We start from the raw sequence: 16,471 nt of genomic DNA, 5'->3' as shown, positions 1-16,471 counted from the left end.
GGACCTCCCCGCCCGTTTATGCTGTACCGTCGAGAGTTAGAGAATTGTCTGGCCGGTCGCGGCCCAGTCCTTCAGGAAGGCATCCAGGCCTTTGTCGGTCAGCGGGTGGTTATAAAGCTGACGCAGGACTTTCGGCGGTACGGTTGCAACGTCCGCGCCCATCTTGGCGGCGTCGATTACATGCAGCGGACCGCGAACACTGGCGACCAGGACTTCGGTATCGAAATCGTAGTTGCCATAGATGGTGCAGATTTCTGCAATCAGGTCCAGACCGTCGAAGCCGATGTCGTCCAGACGGCCGACGAAGGGCGAGATGAACGCCGCACCGGCTTTTGCCGCCAGCAGCGCCTGACCGGCGGAGAAGCACAGGGTGACATTCACCTTGATGCCATCGTCGCTCAGCGCCTTACAGGTTTTCAGACCGTCAACCGTCAGGGGAACTTTGACGGTGATGTTGTCGGCCAGTTTGGCCAGCTTCAGGCCTTCCTTCAGCATGGTCTCGTGGTCGGTTGCGACCGTCTCGGCGCTAACCGGGCCGTCGACGACACCGGCGATTTCCTTGATGACTTCAAAAAAGTCACGGCCGGATTGTGCCACCAGCGAAGGGTTGGTAGTTACGCCGTCAACCAGACCTGTTGCCGCAAGGTCCTTGATTTCGTCGATGTCAGCGGTATCGATAAAGAATTTCATGGGTCGCTTATCCGTTTGCTCGTGCTAGTGTCGGAAGGGTGGCCCAGGCCAGTAGCCATGACCAGCCAGAGTACTTAACCCGGAACTTACCTCATGAAGTCCCACGCTTCCAGTTCGACAGACCTTTTCGCGAATGATAGCCGCCGGGTCAAGGTTCTCCTGCCCTTGCCACTGGCAGGGGCCTATGACTATCGCGTGCCGGAAGGCATGGATGTCGCTGCCGGTGACTTCGTGACGGTTCCTTTTGGCCCCAGGCGGATGGTCGGCGTCGTCTGGTCCGAATCGGGTGACAGCGATCTGGACGAATCGAAGGTCAAGGAAATCGAATCGGTCTTCCGCATGCCCCCCCTGCCGGAGGCGAACCGGAAATTTGTCGACTGGGTTTCGGCCTATTGCCTTGCGCCGCAGGGATCGGTCCTGCGGATGGGGATGAGTGTTTCGAGCGTCTTTGAGCCGGTCAAACCGCGTATCGTCTACATGCTTGCGGACAATCCACCCGAAATTCGCATGACTGCCGCACGAAGCCGCGTGCTGGCATTGCTGCAGGACGGCCCTGCCAGGACGGCGGCTGACCTCGCGCAGGAGGCCGGGGTCTCCTCCGGCGTGGTCAAGGGGCTGGCCGACGGCGGGGTTCTGCAGGCGGTGGCTATCGACCCCGGCAGCAACTGGCCGCAACCGGATGCCGACTGCCAGGGGCCGGCGCTTTCCGCACTTCAGCAGGAAGCTTCCGGACAGTTGGTGGCCAAGGTTCGCGACAAGTCCTTTTCGGTGACCCTGCTCGACGGGGTTACGGGGTCGGGGAAGACGGAGGTTTATTACGAGGCGATTGCCGAATGCCTGCGCCAGGGGCGTCAGGCGCTGGTGATGTTGCCGGAGATTGCCCTGTCCGCGCAGTGGCTTTCCCGCTTTGAAGACAGATTCGGGGCCGCACCGGCGGAATGGCATTCGGACCTGACCGGGGCCAAACGGCGTGACACCTGGAAGGCGGTTGCCCAAGGCAAGGTGAAGGTTCTGGTCGGCGCGCGGTCTGCACTGCATCTGCCTTTTCCCGATCTCGGCCTGATTGTTGTCGATGAGGAACATGACAGTTCCTTCAAACAGGAAGACGGCGTGATTTACCACGCCAGGGACATGTCGGTGGTGCGGGGGCAGGGGGCTTCCTGTCCGGTAATCCTGGCCTCGGCGACACCGTCGCTGGAGACGGTGGTCAATGTTCAGCAGGGCCGCTATGAGCGGCTGCACCTGCCGGAGCGCCACGGCGTGGCGGAACTGCCGGAAATCAAACTGGTCGATACCTTGAAAGATTCGCCGGGGCGGCAGCGATGGATTTCGCCGCCCCTGGTCACCGCGCTGGAGGAAACGCTGGCGCGGGGGGAGCAGGCGATGCTGTTCCTGAACCGCCGGGGCTATGCACCGCTGACCCTGTGTGACAGTTGCGGTCACCGGATGGCCTGCCCCAATTGCACCTCCTGGCTGGTAGAGCATCGTTTTTCCAAACGTCTGGAATGTCATCACTGCGGTCATGTGGAGCGTAAACCGGATGCCTGTCCCGAATGCGGGGCGGAAGACAGTTTTCGCGCCTGCGGTCCGGGGGTGGAGCGTCTTGCGGAGGAAGTATCGGAAATCCTGCCCGATGCGCGGTTGGAGATGGTCACCTCCGATACGCTCTATGGTCCGGCCGCCGCCGCGGCCTTTGTCGAACGGGTGACCAGCAATGAGACCAACCTGATTATCGGCACCCAGATTGTCGCCAAGGGCTATCACTTTCCCGATCTGACATTGGTCGGGGTGATCGATGCGGATATCGGGCTGGCCGGTGGCGACCTGCGGGCGTCGGAGAGAACCTATCAATTGCTGCATCAGGTGGCGGGCCGCGCCGGCCGTCACGGCAAGCCGGGGCATGTCCTGATCCAGACGACCAATGTGGAAAATCCGGTCATGCAGGCGCTGGCCGAAGGGGATCGCGACGGCTTTCTCGCCGCAGAGGCGGAGATGCGTGAAATGGCAACCATGCCGCCTTTTGGCCGTCTGGCGGGGGTGATCGTGTCGGGCCTTGATGAGCGTAACGTCGACGATGTGACGAATATGCTCGCCCGGACCGCGCCTTACGGGGAAGGCATTCTGACGTTGGGGCCAGCTCCGGCGCCGATGGCCTTGCTGCGCGGTCGGCACCGCAGGCGGCTTTTGTTGAAGGTGGACAAGGGAATCAGCATCCAGAAGGTGCTAAGGGCCTGGCTGGAGCCGCTGAAGATACCGTCAAATGTAAGGGTCCAGGTAGATGTGGACCCTTACAGTTTTCTTTAAGCCTGCGTAAGGTCAGTCTTTTTCGCGGAAGGTCTGGTGGCAATCCCGGCAGGTGCCGGCGACTTTCATGAAGGCGGCCTTGTTGAGCTGACCCGTCTCCTCGATGTTCTTGGCAAGGTCGATGGCATTTGCCAGCAGGTCGCCGGATAGCGTTTCGAAACGGGGCCAGTCCTGCCAGATTTCCGCTTTTGCCTCGCTGGGGTGGCCCAGGCTGCCTTCGGGGAACAGGGCGGTGAATTTGTCGCCCGCATGGTCACTGATGCTGAGGGCTGCCGCTTTAAGGGCTGTTGCATCGGTCTCGTCTTCACCTTTGACGGTTTTTACAAGAACCTTCATGGCGGCACCGATCTGCTTCATGGCCTCCTGGCGGTCTTTGACGACACCGGTTGCGGCATCCTGGGCAAAAAGAGGAGTGGCCAGACCAGTGCACAGCACGGCGGCCAGGCCGACACATTTTACATAACGAAGCATGGGGGATCCTTGTTGTCTTGGTAAGTTGTATTGAAGGTGCGCAGGGCGCGACGTTGATGCAACGCGATAGAATCGCTGCGTTTCAGGTGGTGGATTTGTAAACCGTCTGCAAGGGGGGAGGTCAATTCCCATTTTACCGGTTGCGACATGAAAATCGCCTTTGTTTTGAAGAAGTCCAGGGAGAGGCTTAAAAATCTGGAGCGACTCATATTGCAAGCCTCAAACCCCTGTGCTAAAGCATGCGCGCCTCAGGGAGGTGGGCACTCGTTCGAAGATTTCTTCGGCGGCCTGCTTTCATGGCTAATTACTAGGGTTTTTCCATAAAGAGGGGTCTCTCAGCCGTGGCAGCCTCAGGTGGCGTTAAAGAGATTGCTGATCGCTACGCGACAGCGCTCTTCGATCTTGCGAGCGAACAGAAGCAGCTGGATACAGTTGCCGATGACTTGCATCAGGTCGAAACAATGCTCGACGAAAGTGAGGATTTCCGGAGGCTGGTTCGCAGCCCGGTGATCAGTCGAGAGGAACAGGGGAAGGCCGTTGCCGCTCTGCTTGAAAAGGCAGGTGCCAATGATCTGACCAAGAATTTCGTGGGTTACGTGGCGGCGAATCGTCGTTTGTTCGCGCTGCGTGCCATGATTAAGGCGTATCTTGCCATGCTGGCTTCCAGCCGTGGTGAGGTGACTGCCGACGTGACATCTGCCAAAAGCCTAACAAAAACGCGCATCGCGGCCATTGAAAAGGCCCTGAAGCAAGCCGTTGGCAAAAAGGTGGCTGTCAATCATTCCGTAAACCCGGATCTCATCGGTGGCCTCGTCGTGAAAATCGGCAGCCAGATGGTGGATTCGTCCGTTAGCACGCAGCTGCAGAAACTCAAGCTTGCAATGAAGGGAGCTTAGAGGATGGAACTCCGCGCCGCGGAAATCTCCGCAATTCTCAAGGACCAGATCGCGAATTTCGGCACCGAAGCCGACGTCGCAGAAGTTGGCCAGGTCATCTCCGTCGGTGACGGTGTCGCCCGCGTGCATGGGCTCGACAATGTCCAGGCCGGTGAGATGGTCGAATTCCCGGGTGGCATCAAAGGGATGGCACTCAACCTGGAATCCGATAACGTTGGTATTGTGATCTTCGGTGACGACCGCGCCATTAAAGAAGGCTACACCGTCAAGCGTACCGGCGCCATCGTTGACGTGCCCGTAGGCAAAGGCCTGCTGGGTCGCGTTGTCGACGGTCTGGGCAACCCGATCGACGGCAAGGGCCCGATCGAAAGCGACGAACGTCGTCTGGTGGAAATCAAGGCGCCGGGTATCATCCCGCGTAAATCCGTGCACGAACCGGTCCAGACCGGTATTAAGGCACTGGACAGCCTGGTTCCGGTTGGCCGTGGCCAGCGTGAGCTGATCATTGGTGACCGTCAGACCGGTAAGACCGCTGTTGCGATCGACGCGATCCTGAACCAGAAGCAGGTTAACGCCGGCAACGACGAAGGCAAGAAACTGTACTGCATCTACGTTGTGGTCGGTCAGAAGCGTTCCACCGTTGCACAGGTCGTGAAGGTCCTGGAAGAAGCCGGTGCGATGGAATACTCCATCGTTGTTGCGGCGACTGCTTCCGACCCGGCCCCGCTGCAGTATCTGGCTCCTTACGCCGGTTGCGCGATGGGCGAATACTTCCGTGACAACGGCATGCACGGCCTGATCATCTATGATGACCTGTCCAAGCAGGCTACCGCTTATCGTCAGATGTCCCTGTTGCTGCGCCGCCCGCCGGGCCGTGAAGCATATCCGGGTGACGTCTTCTACATTCACTCCCGCCTGCTGGAGCGTGCGGCGAAGTTGAATGACGACAACGGTGCTGGTTCCCTGACGGCTCTGCCGATCATTGAAACCCAGGGCAACGACGTTTCCGCGTTTATCCCGACCAACGTGATCTCCATCACCGACGGTCAGATCTTCCTGGAAACCGATCTGTTCTACAAAGGTATCCGTCCGGCAATTAACGTCGGTCTGTCGGTCTCCCGTGTGGGGTCCGCTGCACAGACCAAGGCGATGAAGAAAGTTGCCGGTACGATCAAGCTGGAACTGGCCCAGTATCGTGAGATGGAAGCTTTCGCACAGTTCGCATCCGACCTGGACGCGTCCACGCAGAAGCTGCTGGCTCGTGGTGCACGCCTGACCGAACTGCTGAAACAGCGGCAGTATTCGCCGCTGTCCGTCGCAGAACAGGTTGTTTCCATCTATGCCGGTACCAAAGGCTATCTCGACAGCCTCGAACTGAAAGATGTTCGTCGCTTCGAAGAAAAGCTGCTGGAACATGCCCGTGCGGAAAATAAAGACCTGCTCGATGAACTGAACGCCACCGGCGCTTGGAACGACGAGATTGAGGGCAAGGTGAAAGCTCTGCTCGACGGTTTCGCACGGACCTTCGCTTAATCCCGACCCGGTAACCTTAGAGGAACCGAAAGGACGCTAACAAATGGCAAGCCTGAAGGAACTTCGGAGCCGGATTGCCAGTGTGCAGTCGACGCAGCGGATCACATCGGCCATGAAAATGGTCGCCGCTGCGAAGCTGCGCAAGGCACAGCAGTCCGCTGAAGCCGCTCGGCCCTATGCTGAGCGGATGGAGCGGATGCTGGCCTCGCTGGCAGCCGGAGCCACGGGCGCAAACGCGCCCAAGCTGCTTGCCGGGACGGGGAAAGACGATACGCATCTGTTGGTTGTTGTATCGTCCGACCGCGGTCTGTGCGGTGGTTTTAACGGCAACCTGGTCCGTAGTGTCCGCAACAAGATTTCCGATCTGGAATCTGCGGGTAAGACGATCAAGTTGATCATCATCGGTCGTAAGGGGGTCTCCCTCCTGCGCCGCGACCATGGCGGCAAATTCGTCGAGAAATATGAAGAGCTGGCCAAGCCCGCTCCGACATATGAAGGCGCCGATCTCGTTGTAACCAAGATCATGTCGATGTTTGACGCCGGTGAATTCGACGTCTGCACGCTGTTCTACAACAAGTTCGTGTCGGCGCTGACGCAGGAAGTAACCCCGCTGCAGCTCATCCCGTTTGGCAATGCAGTCAGCGACGTTGAAGACCCCGCTGCGGGTTCCGATACGCCGTATGAATACGAGCCCAACGAGGAAGTCATTCTTTCTGCCCTGCTGCCGAAAAACCTGTCTGTTCAGGTTTTCCGGTCGATGCTGGAAAGCTTCGCATCCGAGCAGGCCGCTCGAATGACTGCGATGGATAACGCGACCCGTAACGCGGGTGACATGATCCACTCGCTGCAGATTACATACAACCGTTCGCGCCAGGCTCAGATCACCAAAGAGTTGATCGAGATTATTTCCGGCGCGGAAGCATTGTAAGCCCGATAGGAGCAGTTCAATGGCGAACAACATTGGTAAAATCTCGCAGGTACTGGGCGCCGTTGTCGACGTTCAGTTCGACGGCGATCTGCCGGCGATTCTAAACGCCCTGCACACCAAAAACGGGGAACAAACCCTGGTTTTGGAAGTTGCCCAGCATCTGGGTGAAAAAACGGTCCGTACCATTGCTATGGATGGTACTGACGGTCTGGTTCGCGGCCAGGAAGTGGTCGACACCGGCGATGCGATCAAGGTTCCGGTTGGTCCGGAAACCCTGGGCCGTATCATGAACGTCATCGGTGAGCCGGTTGACGAACGTGGCCCGGTGAACACCAAACAGTCCTTCCCGATCCACCGCTCGGCACCGGATTACATCGAACAGGCAACCGAAACCGAACAGCTCGTCACCGGTATTAAGGTGATCGACCTGCTGACCCCGTATCCGAAGGGCGGTAAAATTGGTCTGTTCGGCGGTGCAGGTGTTGGTAAAACCGTGACCATCATGGAATTGATCAACAACATCGCGAAGGGCCACGGTGGTTACTCCGTCTTCGCCGGTGTTGGTGAGCGTACCCGTGAAGGTAACGACCTGTATCACGAAATGATCGAATCCGGCGTTATCAACCTGGACGGCGACAGCAAATGTGCGCTGGTCTATGGTCAGATGAACGAGCCGCCGGGTGCGCGTATGCGTGTTGCGCTTAGTGGTCTGACCCAGGCGGAATACTTCCGTGACGAAGAAGGCCAGGACGTTCTGTTCTTCGTGGACAACATCTTCCGCTTCACCCAGGCTGGCTCCGAAGTGTCCGCTATGTTGGGCCGTATTCCGTCTGCTGTGGGTTATCAGCCGACGCTGGGTACTGACATGGGTGCGATGCAGGAGCGTATTACCTCCACGAAGAAGGGTTCCATCACCTCCGTACAGGCCGTATACGTCCCGGCGGATGACTTGACCGACCCGGCACCTGCCACGACCTTCTCTCACTTGGACGCCACGACCGTTCTGTCCCGTTCCATTGCGGAACAGGCAATTTTCCCGGCTGTGGATCCGCTCGACTCCACGTCCCGTATTCTGGAACCGGCTGTTGTCGGTCAGGAACACTACGATGTGGCCCGCCGCGTTCAGGAAACCCTGCAGCAGTACAAAGGCCTGCAGGAAATCATCGCGATCCTGGGTATGGACGAGCTGTCTGAAGAAGACAAACTGGTCGTTGCCCGTGCACGTAAGATCCAGCGCTTCCTGTCTCAGCCGTTCCACGTTGCTGAGGTCTTCACGAACACCCCTGGTAAGTTCGTGGACCTGGAAGACACGGTCAAAGGCTTCAAAGCCATCGTGGAAGGTGAATACGACGATCTTCCGGAAGCGGCCTTCTACATGGTCGGCGGCATTGAAGAAGCTGTCGAAAAGGCGAAGAAAATCGCCGCAGAAGCTGCGTAACGGATACTCGAGTAAAGGAGACGGGATATGGCCGATACGGTCGCATTCGAACTGGTGTCGCCGGAAAAACTTCTTCTGTCCCAGGACGTGGAAATGGTCGTCCTGCCGGCAGCAGAGGGGGACCTTGGCGTCCTTCCCGGCCATTCCCCGGTGATCTCAACGGTCCGTCCGGGCACGATTTCCGTGTTCAAGAGCGGTAATGTTGAGCAGCGTATCTTCGTCGCCGGCGGCTTCCTGGAAGTAACCAAGGAACGCTGCACGGTACTGGCGGAAGAAGTGGTGAATGTTTCTGAAATTGATATCGCTGCTGCCAAGCAGTTGGTGTCCGATTTCAGCGACGACGTCCGTACGGCGAAAAATGCCGAGGACAAAGCCGCTGCCGAAGCTGGTTTGGCGGTTGCTGTTGCGCGCGTCGCTGCTGCGGAACAGCCGGCATACGCCTGATAATCACCGGTATCCGGTTTCAAAAAGCGCCCGAGGAGACCCTCGGGCGCTTTTCTTTTGCGCGATACCCGGAACAGATGTTTTTCCTATTGCGAGACCATGACCCGCAATCTGCCATACCACAGGCCGGACGATATGTGTATGATGGAAGGGATGTTTGGGGGCTGATTGATGGGGAAGAAATCCGGGACGGCATTTGCTTGAGCCTCCCGGCGGGACAGTATAAAAGCGTCCTTTCCTATGCTGCAGGATAAGGTAAATCAATGGGCGAAACCGTTTCCATACTATGTTTTGGGGCATTGCATCATGACCGCATCGCCAAATGTCTGGTGCCGTTTCGCGCCCGTGCGTCCAACCCGATCGTGAGCCGTAAGACGCCCGGTGGCGTGGCTCATAACATCGCGCGCAATCTGGCAAATCTGGGCCTGGAAATCGGCATGTCCACGCTGGTCGGCGGCGATGGCGAAGGTGATCGCCTCATTGCCGGGCTGGAAGACTACCGTATCGATTCCAAGCTGATTCAGCGACGCTCTGAACATCCGACAGCCAGCTATACTGCCGTCATGGATGTGGATGGCGAACTGGCCGTCGGTTTGGCGGACATGGCCATCTATGACACCTATGACGCCGCCTATGTGAACAGTGTCCTGGCGCAGGCGCGGCGTTGGCAGGTCTGGCTGGCCGATGCCAACCTGCCGGCTGAGACGCTGGAACTGCTGAGCAAGCAAAAAGGGGAGCGCCTCTTCTGTGCCGCTCCCGTTTCGCCTGCAAAGGCGGAAAAGCTGGTCGGGAATCTGCAAAATGTGGATGTGCTGGTCGGCAATGGCTACGAGATTGCGGTGCTGGCGGGCAAGACCATCGAGACCTCGGAAGATGCCGCTTCGGCCGCGCGGGAACTCGTCTCCCAAGGGGTGAAGGTCGTTGTCGTGACTATGGGGCCGAACGGTGCCGTGATGGCGACCAGCGAGGAATGTGGCCACTGGTCTATTCCCGATACGGCATTGAAAAATGTGAATGGCGCAGGCGATTCGTTCTATGCGGGTTTCCTTGCGGCCTACGCACAGGGCATTCCGGCGACCGTTTCCGTCACCCATGGCCTTGCCATGGCGTCCCTGACATCCGAATCGGACGATCCGGTCCGCGACGGGATCAAACCCGCTGATCTGCAGGCGCGTATCGCGACCATTGCCGCTCCCACCTATTTCTGACTTTGACCAATCCGTCGTTCTTACAAAAAGGAAAGTGATTCATGGCGTTGAAGGACTATCTCGACATACATCCGGACGTGGCCCAGGCCCTTGCTGAAGGCCGTCCCGTTGTCGCGCTGGAATCCACTATTATTTCGCATGGCCTTCCCTGGCCGCAAAACCTGGAAGTGGCGCGCGACCTGGAAGCCGTCATCCGCGAAGAAGGGGCCGTGCCCGCAACGGTCGGCATTGTGAAGGGGCGTATCGTTGTCGGTCTGTCCGATGACCAGATCGTCGAATTCGCCCAGAACAGCAATGTTGTCAAAGTCAGTCGCCGTGACCTGGCGACGGTTGTCGCCCTGAAACAGGATGGCGCGACGACGGTGGCCAGCACCATGATCTGCGCGGCAATGGCAGGCATCCGCCTGTTTGCAACTGGCGGGATCGGTGGTGTCCATCGCGGCGCAGAGGTCAGCATGGACATCTCCGCAGACCTGGTAGAACTGTCACGTACCCAGGTGGCCGTTGTCTGCTCTGGCGCGAAGTCGATCCTGGACCTGCCGAAAACCCTGGAATTCCTGGAAACCAACGGCGTGCCGGTCCTGGGCTATCAGACTGCTGATTTCCCGGCCTTCCACAGTCGTGAAAGCGGGTTGCGCGTGGACCAGAAGGTTGATGACGCGGACGCCGTGGCGCTTATCCTGAAAACACGTGAAGACCTGCAGATGGGTGCCGGGGAAGTCATCGCCAATCCGATTCCGGAAGCCGACGAAATCGCCAAGCCGGTCATCGACGGCTGGATCGCAACGGCCCTGCAGGAAGCTGAGGAACAGAATGTTCGCGGCAAGGATGCCACGCCCTTCCTCCTGTCCCGTCTGGCAGAGCTGAGCGAAGGTGTGTCCGTTGCTGCCAACCTGGCGCTGGTAAAGAACAACGCACGGATCGCCGCGCGCATCGCAAAGGCCTATTGCGCAGGCTGAGGCCCTCCGGTCAGACCGGAGCGATTTTGAAGAATGGATAGGAAGAAGCCGCCGAAGGGTGGCTTCTTCCATTTCGGCGATGCCTTAATTTTGACTCTGCCGATTTGGCGTCACTGTGAGTGCCGTTGGAACGGTCGCTTCAGTCGCTTGCAGTGTTTGATTCCCGCCATGGGGCCGGGTTGACGAAGCGCATGCAGGTCAGCATAGTGGCGTCATGTGCGAAAAGGATATCCATATCGTCAGCCGGACTGCCGGCATCCCAACAGGCGGGATGCGGGTAGTTTGTCGACGCTAGGAAACCAGCGTTTCGCGCGCCTGCACCCTCGCCGCCTGGGCGGGGTATCAATGTGCAGGGTGCGCCGTCCATCGGCTTTTTCAGATGGAGATAAAAATTGGCACAGAATATCTACGACGATCCCACTTTCTTTGAAGGCTATAGTCAGTTGAACCGGTCGGTTCATGGTTTGGCTGGCGCACCCGAATGGCCATCCATCCAGGCAATCCTGCCGGATTTGACCGACAAGAAAATCCTCGACTTGGGCTGTGGTTTTGGCTGGTTTTCTCGCTGGGCACGGGCCAATGGCGCAGGGGAGGTGCTTGGCCTCGACCTGTCCGAAAAGATGATAGATCGGGCGAAACAGGAGACCAACGACGACGAGGTCGAATACCAGATTGCCGATCTGGATCGGGTCGATCTGCCGGAGGCGGTTTTTGACCTGGTCTATAGTTCGCTCGCCTTTCACTATGTGGAGGATTTTGATGATCTTGTAAGGCGCATCTATCGGACGTTGCGCCCCCAGGGGCATCTGGTGTGCACTATCGAACATCCTATCTTCATGGCTCCGGTCAGCCCCGGATGGAGCGAGGGTAAAGAGGGCGTACGAATCTGGCCGTTGAATCAATATTCCGTGGAGGGAAAGCGAACCACAAACTGGTTGGCTGACGGGGTGGTCAAATATCACCGTACCCTTGGGACTACCTTGAACAGCCTGATCCATAACGGGTTCCGTATTGAGCATCTTAACGAATGGTCGCCCAGTGCAGAGCAACTGGAAGAGATGCCGGCGCTGGAAGAAGAAATGGATCGCCCCATGATGATGATAATCAAGGCACAGCGCTAACTGAAAAAGGGGACCGAATTATGGTCGGTCCCCTTTCAGCATTTAGGTTCTTAATCGGATCAGGCCGCGAAGTCCCGGATATCGACGATAGGGGACTGACCGAAATCATCCGCCAGCAAATGTGCAATCATCTCATTGCCGCGCTGTTCCGGACTTGTCAGAGATCCGGTTTCCTTCAATGCAACGAAGTCATCACGTAGAACGAAACGGTCTGCCGGGGTGGACCGGATGGTGTTCTGCATGTCGGTGTCGATGACGCCGGGGGCAACACTGGAAATGCGCAGGCCCGCCGGTTTGTCCTGAGCGACGGAGGCTGCGTGATGGTCGAGGGCGGCCTTGGTCGCGCAATAGATGCTCCACCCGGCATAGGGTTTGCGGCCAGCCCCGCTGGAGACATGGAGGACGCGTCGGTCGGCATTGCCGCTGGTTGCGCCGATAAAGGCATCTGCCAGCAGCAGAGGGGCGGTGACGTTCAGGCCCACGGCACGGGCAATGCCGTTGTGATCCAGGCTGCCTGCGGGGCCAATGGGTTCCACAATACCGGCATTGTTGACCAGCATAACCGGCTCGTCATTCTCCAAAAACCCTGCCAGGGCGCCACTATCCAGCCAAGCAATCAGGTTGGCCGGATCGATCATATCGATGGACACCTGCTGTAACAGGGACGGATGACGCGATTGCAGGTCTTCGTTGATACTGCGCGACAGGCCGAGCACGCTTGCGCCACGGGACAGCAGGTCTTCGGTCATGGCTGCGCCCAGGCCACGGGAATGGCCGGTAACGATTGCTTTCATGGAAATCTCCCCAGAACTTGAACGATGGCTGTTTGCCTATGTGAAGGGCCTCTAGTTGCATCAGATCATGCTGGTATGGGCTGCAAGTTCAAGCATTCTGTCCGGATTTTTCCGGCTAACTGTTGTGACGTCACCGGTATGGTAACTTGTGAGGCGGCATAAAGACCAAGGCAGGCCCTGCGGCATTCTGCCTTTGCGTCATTGTGACCTTGCGTCATTCTGCCCTAAAGCATTTTGTGATGAAGTCACAGAGTATGAGGCCAATCTCGCAATAAGGTTTCGCCTGTTGCCGATCGCCTGCAGCCGGTAACCTACGTATGAACTCAACCACTCGCAGGCGCGGACAGTTCAGTGGAACAGACCTCTCGGAAAGGAGGCTTTGAATGCTGGAATTCACCGATGCGCTTACCCTGGCCCGGTTCCAGTTCGCCTTTACGGTATCGGCCCATATCATCTTCCCGGCCTTCACAATCGGACTTGCAAGCTTTCTGGCGGTGCTGGAAGGCCTTTGGCTGTGGACCGGGCAGGAACGGTTCATACGGGTCTTCCACTACTGGAAGACGATCTTTGCCGTTGTCTTTGGCATGGGGGTGGTCTCCGGTATCGTGATGAGTTATCAGATCGGTACGAACTGGAGCGTCTATGCCGACAAGACCGGGCCGATTCTGGGGCCGCTCATGGGCTATGAGGTGCTGTCGGCTTTCTTCCTGGAGGCGGGTTTCCTGGGGGTGATGCTGTTCGGCATGAAACGCGTGGGACCGAAACTGCATTTCTTTGCCACGCTGATGGTGGCGGTTGGTACCCTGTTTTCCGCCTTCTGGATTCTGTCGGTGAACTCCTGGATGCAGACCCCGGCGGGTTACGCCGTCAACGAGGTGGGGCAGTTTGTGCCCGATGACTGGGCGGCAGCGATTTTCAATCCGTCTTTTCCTTACAGGCTGGTGCATATGGTGTTGGCGGCTTACCTGACGACGGCCTTCGTGGTCGGTGCGGTGGGCGCATGGCATCTGCTGCGCGACAGGTCTAACCGGTCCGCGCGAACGATGTTTTCCATGGCGATGTGGATGGCGCTGATCGTTGCCCCGCTGCAGATTGTTGCCGGTGATTTCCATGGGCTGAACACGCTGGAACATCAACCGGAGAAGGTCGCGGCGATGGAGGGCCATTATGACACCCATAAAGGCGCGCCCCTGATCCTGTTCGGCATCCCCGACGATACGGCGGAAGTAACCCGGAACGCCGTTGAAATTCCTCATCTGGGGTCCCTGATCCTCGTTCACGAATGGGACGGCGAAGTGAAGGGCCTGAAGGCCTTTCCCAAGGAAGATCGCCCGCCGGCGGAGATCATCTTCTGGAGTTTCCGGATTATGGTCGGCCTGGGTTTTGCGATGGTGGGGCTTGGCCTGTGGAGCGGTCTCGCACGCCTGCGCAAGTCGCTCTATGACGCACCGATGCTGTATCGGGCGGCGGTCGTCATGGGACCGTCCGGATTCCTGGCGGTTCTGGCCGGGTGGATCACGACCGAAGTGGGGCGGCAGCCCTGGACGGTGCATGGCCTGTTGCGCACGGTCCATTCCGCATCCCCGATTGAGGCCTCGGCCGTCGGCACGTCGCTGGTTGCCTTCGTGCTGGTCTATTTCGCGGTTTTCGGGGCTGGCACCTTTTATGTCCTTCGCCTGATGGGCAAACGCCCTAATAGCGGGGAGGGTGAAGAGATCGGCGCGACCTGGGCCGCCGGGTTGATGCCCGGGCCGTCCATGGAAGCCAGTCACGCCACGCCTGACGGAAAAGGGGAGTAAGGATCATGGAATTGGATCTCGCCTTCATCTGGGCAGGGCTGATCGCCTTCGCGGTTCTTGCCTATGTTGTTCTCGACGGTTTCGACCTGGGGGTCGGAATATTGTTTCCCTTCCTGCGCAGCAACCGGGACCGTGACATCGCCATGAATTCCGTCGCGCCCGTCTGGGATGGGAATGAAACCTGGCTGGTGCTGGGCGGCGGCGGCTTGTTTGCCGTCTTTCCCCTGGCCTATGCAACAATACTGCCGGCGCTCTATGCGCCGTTGATTGCAATGCTTCTCGGCCTGATCTTCCGGGGTGTTTCCTTTGAATTCAGGTCGCGGACGGTGCGTGGCCGTTTCCTTTGGGATATCGGATTTTCAGGTGGGTCCCTGATCGCGGCCCTTGCCCAGGGAATTGCACTGGGCGCATTGGTGCAGGGCATTGATGTCCAGAACCGCGCCTATGCCGGTGGCTGGTGGGACTGGCTTACGCTGTTCAGCCTGACGACCGGGGTGGCGCTGGTGATTGGTTATACCCTGTTGGGGGCGACCTGGCTGGTCATGAAAACAGAGGGCGAGATGGCACGGCAGATGCGCCGGGCGAGTTGGGGCCTCTGTGCTGCCACGCTTGTCCTGATCGGTGCCGTCAGCCTGTGGACGCCCTTCCTGAACGACCTGTATTTGTCCCGTTGGTTCAAAGGGCCCAACCTGATTTTCAGTGCGGTTGTTCCCTTGCTGCTGGCGGGATGCGTCGTTCTGCTGGTTGCGGGGCTGCGGAAAGGCAGGGATGCGTGGCCTTTCCTGGGCGCGCTTGGTATTTTCGTACTATGCTACATCGGGATCGGGATCAGCTTTTACCCGATGATCGTACCCCCGAATATCACGATCTGGCAGGCCGCAGGCCCCGATGAAAGCCTGGCCTTCATCCTGGTCGGGGCGGTTGTTCTCATTCCGATCATCCTGGCCTATTCCGGTTATGCCTATTGGATTTTCCGGGGCAAGGTCGATCCGGAGGAGGGGTATCACTGATGGCAGGCGGAACGCGGCGGAACCTTAGACAACTGGCGTGGTTCGTGGCGCTATGGATTGCCGGTGTGGCGGTGTTGGGGGCCATCGCCTACGCCATCCGCCTTGCGCTGGGGTTGTAGTTGTCTATGGTCTAATACATCTTTCAGGGCATAATGGCCGCCAACAGACAGATGTTCAGCAGGAGTGACATGTCATGACCGAGATGTGGGTTGACCGCTTTCCCGGCCTGGCGGGCCTTGAAGCGCCCGTGCGGGACACTCTGGTCAGCCAGAGCAAGATCGTGACAGTCCCGGAAGGGGCGGTGATCTTCGGCCCGGGCAAGGCGCCGGAAAACCTGCTGTTACTGCTGGACGGAACCGTGCGGGTGCAACAGGTCTCCGATACCGGCCGCGAGATTGTTCTTTACCGCGTTCATAGCGGGCAAAGCTGTGTGCTGACCACGGCCTGCCTGCTGGCCTATGAGGATTACAGCGCGGAAGGCGTGGCAGAGACGGACGTCCGTGCCGTGGCCGTCCCACGCGGCGTGTTCGAGGATCTGATCGCCCGGTCCGGCACCTTCCGACGGTTTGTGTTTACCGCCTATTCAAAACGCATTACCGACCTGTTTTTTGTCATCGAGGAAATCGCCTTTCGCCGGATTGATATTCGGCTGGCACAAAAGCTTTTGGCGCTTGGCAAGGAAAGTGACCGGGTGGTGGCGACCCATCATCAATTGGCAACCGAACTTGGCAGTGCACGGGAGGTCATTTCCCGGCAGTTACAGGAATTCCAGCGGCGCGAATGGGTGAAGCTGGCGCGTGGCACAATCGAAATCCAGGACCGTGCGGCGCTTGAAAGACTGGCCAAAACACACTGAAATCCTGACCGTCACTGAAA

15 protein-coding genes are annotated in these 16,471 nt (G+C 58.5%); 12 read left to right on the top strand and 3 right to left on the bottom strand.

Going from position 1 to position 16,471, the window contains the following annotated elements; all coding sequences use genetic code 11:
- Nucleotides 1–36: 36 nt before the first annotated feature.
- Nucleotides 37–690 carry a fructose-6-phosphate aldolase gene (gene fsa / locus IF205_RS19905; RefSeq protein ID WP_259781103.1) on the bottom strand — a complete coding sequence of 218 codons (654 nt, stop codon included), beginning with the start codon at nucleotides 688–690 and terminating at the stop codon, nucleotides 37–39.
- Nucleotides 691–783: 93 nt separating this feature from the next.
- Here fsa and IF205_RS19900 point away from each other — a divergent pair, with 93 nt between their 5' ends.
- The gene (locus IF205_RS19900; protein ID WP_259781102.1) at nucleotides 784–2,994 is read left to right on the top strand and encodes a primosomal protein N'; all 2,211 of its coding nucleotides are present in this window, start codon (nucleotides 784–786) and stop codon (nucleotides 2,992–2,994) included.
- A 12-nt stretch (nucleotides 2,995–3,006) separates the two neighbouring features.
- Here the strand turns inward: IF205_RS19900 and IF205_RS19895 are convergent, their stop codons facing one another.
- Nucleotides 3,007–3,465, bottom strand: a complete 459-nt coding sequence (locus IF205_RS19895) for a c-type cytochrome (protein ID WP_259781101.1) — start codon at nucleotides 3,463–3,465, stop codon at nucleotides 3,007–3,009.
- 341 nt (nucleotides 3,466–3,806) lie between these two features.
- Between IF205_RS19895 and IF205_RS19890 the strand changes: the two genes are divergently transcribed.
- The 8 genes from IF205_RS19890 to IF205_RS19855 all read left to right on the top strand — a co-directional run bounded on the left by IF205_RS19890 (nucleotide 3,807) and on the right by IF205_RS19855 (nucleotide 11,992).
- Nucleotides 3,807–4,361, top strand: coding sequence for a F0F1 ATP synthase subunit delta (locus IF205_RS19890; protein ID WP_259781100.1), 555 nt, complete (start codon nucleotides 3,807–3,809; stop codon nucleotides 4,359–4,361).
- 3 nt (nucleotides 4,362–4,364) lie between these two features.
- Nucleotides 4,365–5,894: a F0F1 ATP synthase subunit alpha gene (gene atpA / locus IF205_RS19885; RefSeq protein ID WP_259781099.1), complete on the top strand. Its 1,530-nt coding sequence runs from the start codon at nucleotides 4,365–4,367 to the stop codon at nucleotides 5,892–5,894.
- A 43-nt stretch (nucleotides 5,895–5,937) separates the two neighbouring features.
- The gene (locus IF205_RS19880) at nucleotides 5,938–6,822 is read left to right on the top strand and encodes a F0F1 ATP synthase subunit gamma (RefSeq protein ID WP_259781098.1); all 885 of its coding nucleotides are present in this window, start codon (nucleotides 5,938–5,940) and stop codon (nucleotides 6,820–6,822) included.
- A 19-nt stretch (nucleotides 6,823–6,841) separates the two neighbouring features.
- Nucleotides 6,842–8,260, top strand: coding sequence for a F0F1 ATP synthase subunit beta (gene atpD, locus IF205_RS19875; RefSeq protein ID WP_259781097.1), 1,419 nt, complete (start codon nucleotides 6,842–6,844; stop codon nucleotides 8,258–8,260).
- A 27-nt stretch (nucleotides 8,261–8,287) separates the two neighbouring features.
- Nucleotides 8,288–8,704 (top strand): ATP synthase F1 subunit epsilon, encoded by a 417-nt coding sequence (atpC, locus tag IF205_RS19870; protein WP_259781096.1) that lies wholly within the window; start codon nucleotides 8,288–8,290, stop codon nucleotides 8,702–8,704.
- 263 nt (nucleotides 8,705–8,967) lie between these two features.
- A complete protein-coding gene (locus IF205_RS19865; RefSeq protein ID WP_259781095.1) occupies nucleotides 8,968–9,912 on the top strand; it encodes a PfkB family carbohydrate kinase in 945 nt (314 codons plus the stop codon).
- Nucleotides 9,913–9,953: 41 nt separating this feature from the next.
- On the top strand, nucleotides 9,954–10,871 hold the full coding sequence (locus IF205_RS19860; protein ID WP_259781094.1) for a pseudouridine-5'-phosphate glycosidase: 918 nt from the start codon (nucleotides 9,954–9,956) through the stop codon (nucleotides 10,869–10,871).
- Between the two features lie 392 nt (nucleotides 10,872–11,263).
- Entirely contained in the window at nucleotides 11,264–11,992 is a 729-nt protein-coding gene (locus IF205_RS19855; protein WP_259781093.1) for a class I SAM-dependent methyltransferase, read from the top strand.
- A 59-nt stretch (nucleotides 11,993–12,051) separates the two neighbouring features.
- On the opposite strand, the gene IF205_RS19850 is transcribed toward IF205_RS19855, so the two are convergent.
- Nucleotides 12,052–12,786, bottom strand: coding sequence for an SDR family oxidoreductase (locus IF205_RS19850; RefSeq protein WP_259781092.1), 735 nt, complete (start codon nucleotides 12,784–12,786; stop codon nucleotides 12,052–12,054).
- A gap of 383 nt (nucleotides 12,787–13,169) precedes the next feature.
- Between IF205_RS19850 and IF205_RS19845 the strand changes: the two genes are divergently transcribed.
- The 3 genes from IF205_RS19845 (at nucleotide 13,170) to IF205_RS19835 (ending at nucleotide 16,451) form a co-directional block, all read left to right on the top strand.
- Nucleotides 13,170–14,585: a cytochrome ubiquinol oxidase subunit I gene (locus IF205_RS19845; protein WP_311195715.1), complete on the top strand. Its 1,416-nt coding sequence runs from the start codon at nucleotides 13,170–13,172 to the stop codon at nucleotides 14,583–14,585.
- Between the two features lie 5 nt (nucleotides 14,586–14,590).
- Complete coding sequence (gene cydB, locus IF205_RS19840; protein WP_259781091.1) at nucleotides 14,591–15,595, top strand: cytochrome d ubiquinol oxidase subunit II; 1,005 nt, start codon at nucleotides 14,591–14,593, stop codon at nucleotides 15,593–15,595.
- Between the two features lie 193 nt (nucleotides 15,596–15,788).
- A complete protein-coding gene (locus IF205_RS19835; RefSeq protein ID WP_259781090.1) occupies nucleotides 15,789–16,451 on the top strand; it encodes a Crp/Fnr family transcriptional regulator in 663 nt (220 codons plus the stop codon).
- Nucleotides 16,452–16,471: the final 20 nt, after the last annotated feature.

Origin of the sequence: Aestuariispira ectoiniformans (assembly GCF_025136295.1) — a bacterium.
GTDB classification, from domain to species: Bacteria; Pseudomonadota; Alphaproteobacteria; order UBA8366; family Aestuariispiraceae; genus Aestuariispira_A; species Aestuariispira_A ectoiniformans.
This window is presented reverse-complemented; position numbering and strand designations above follow the sequence as displayed.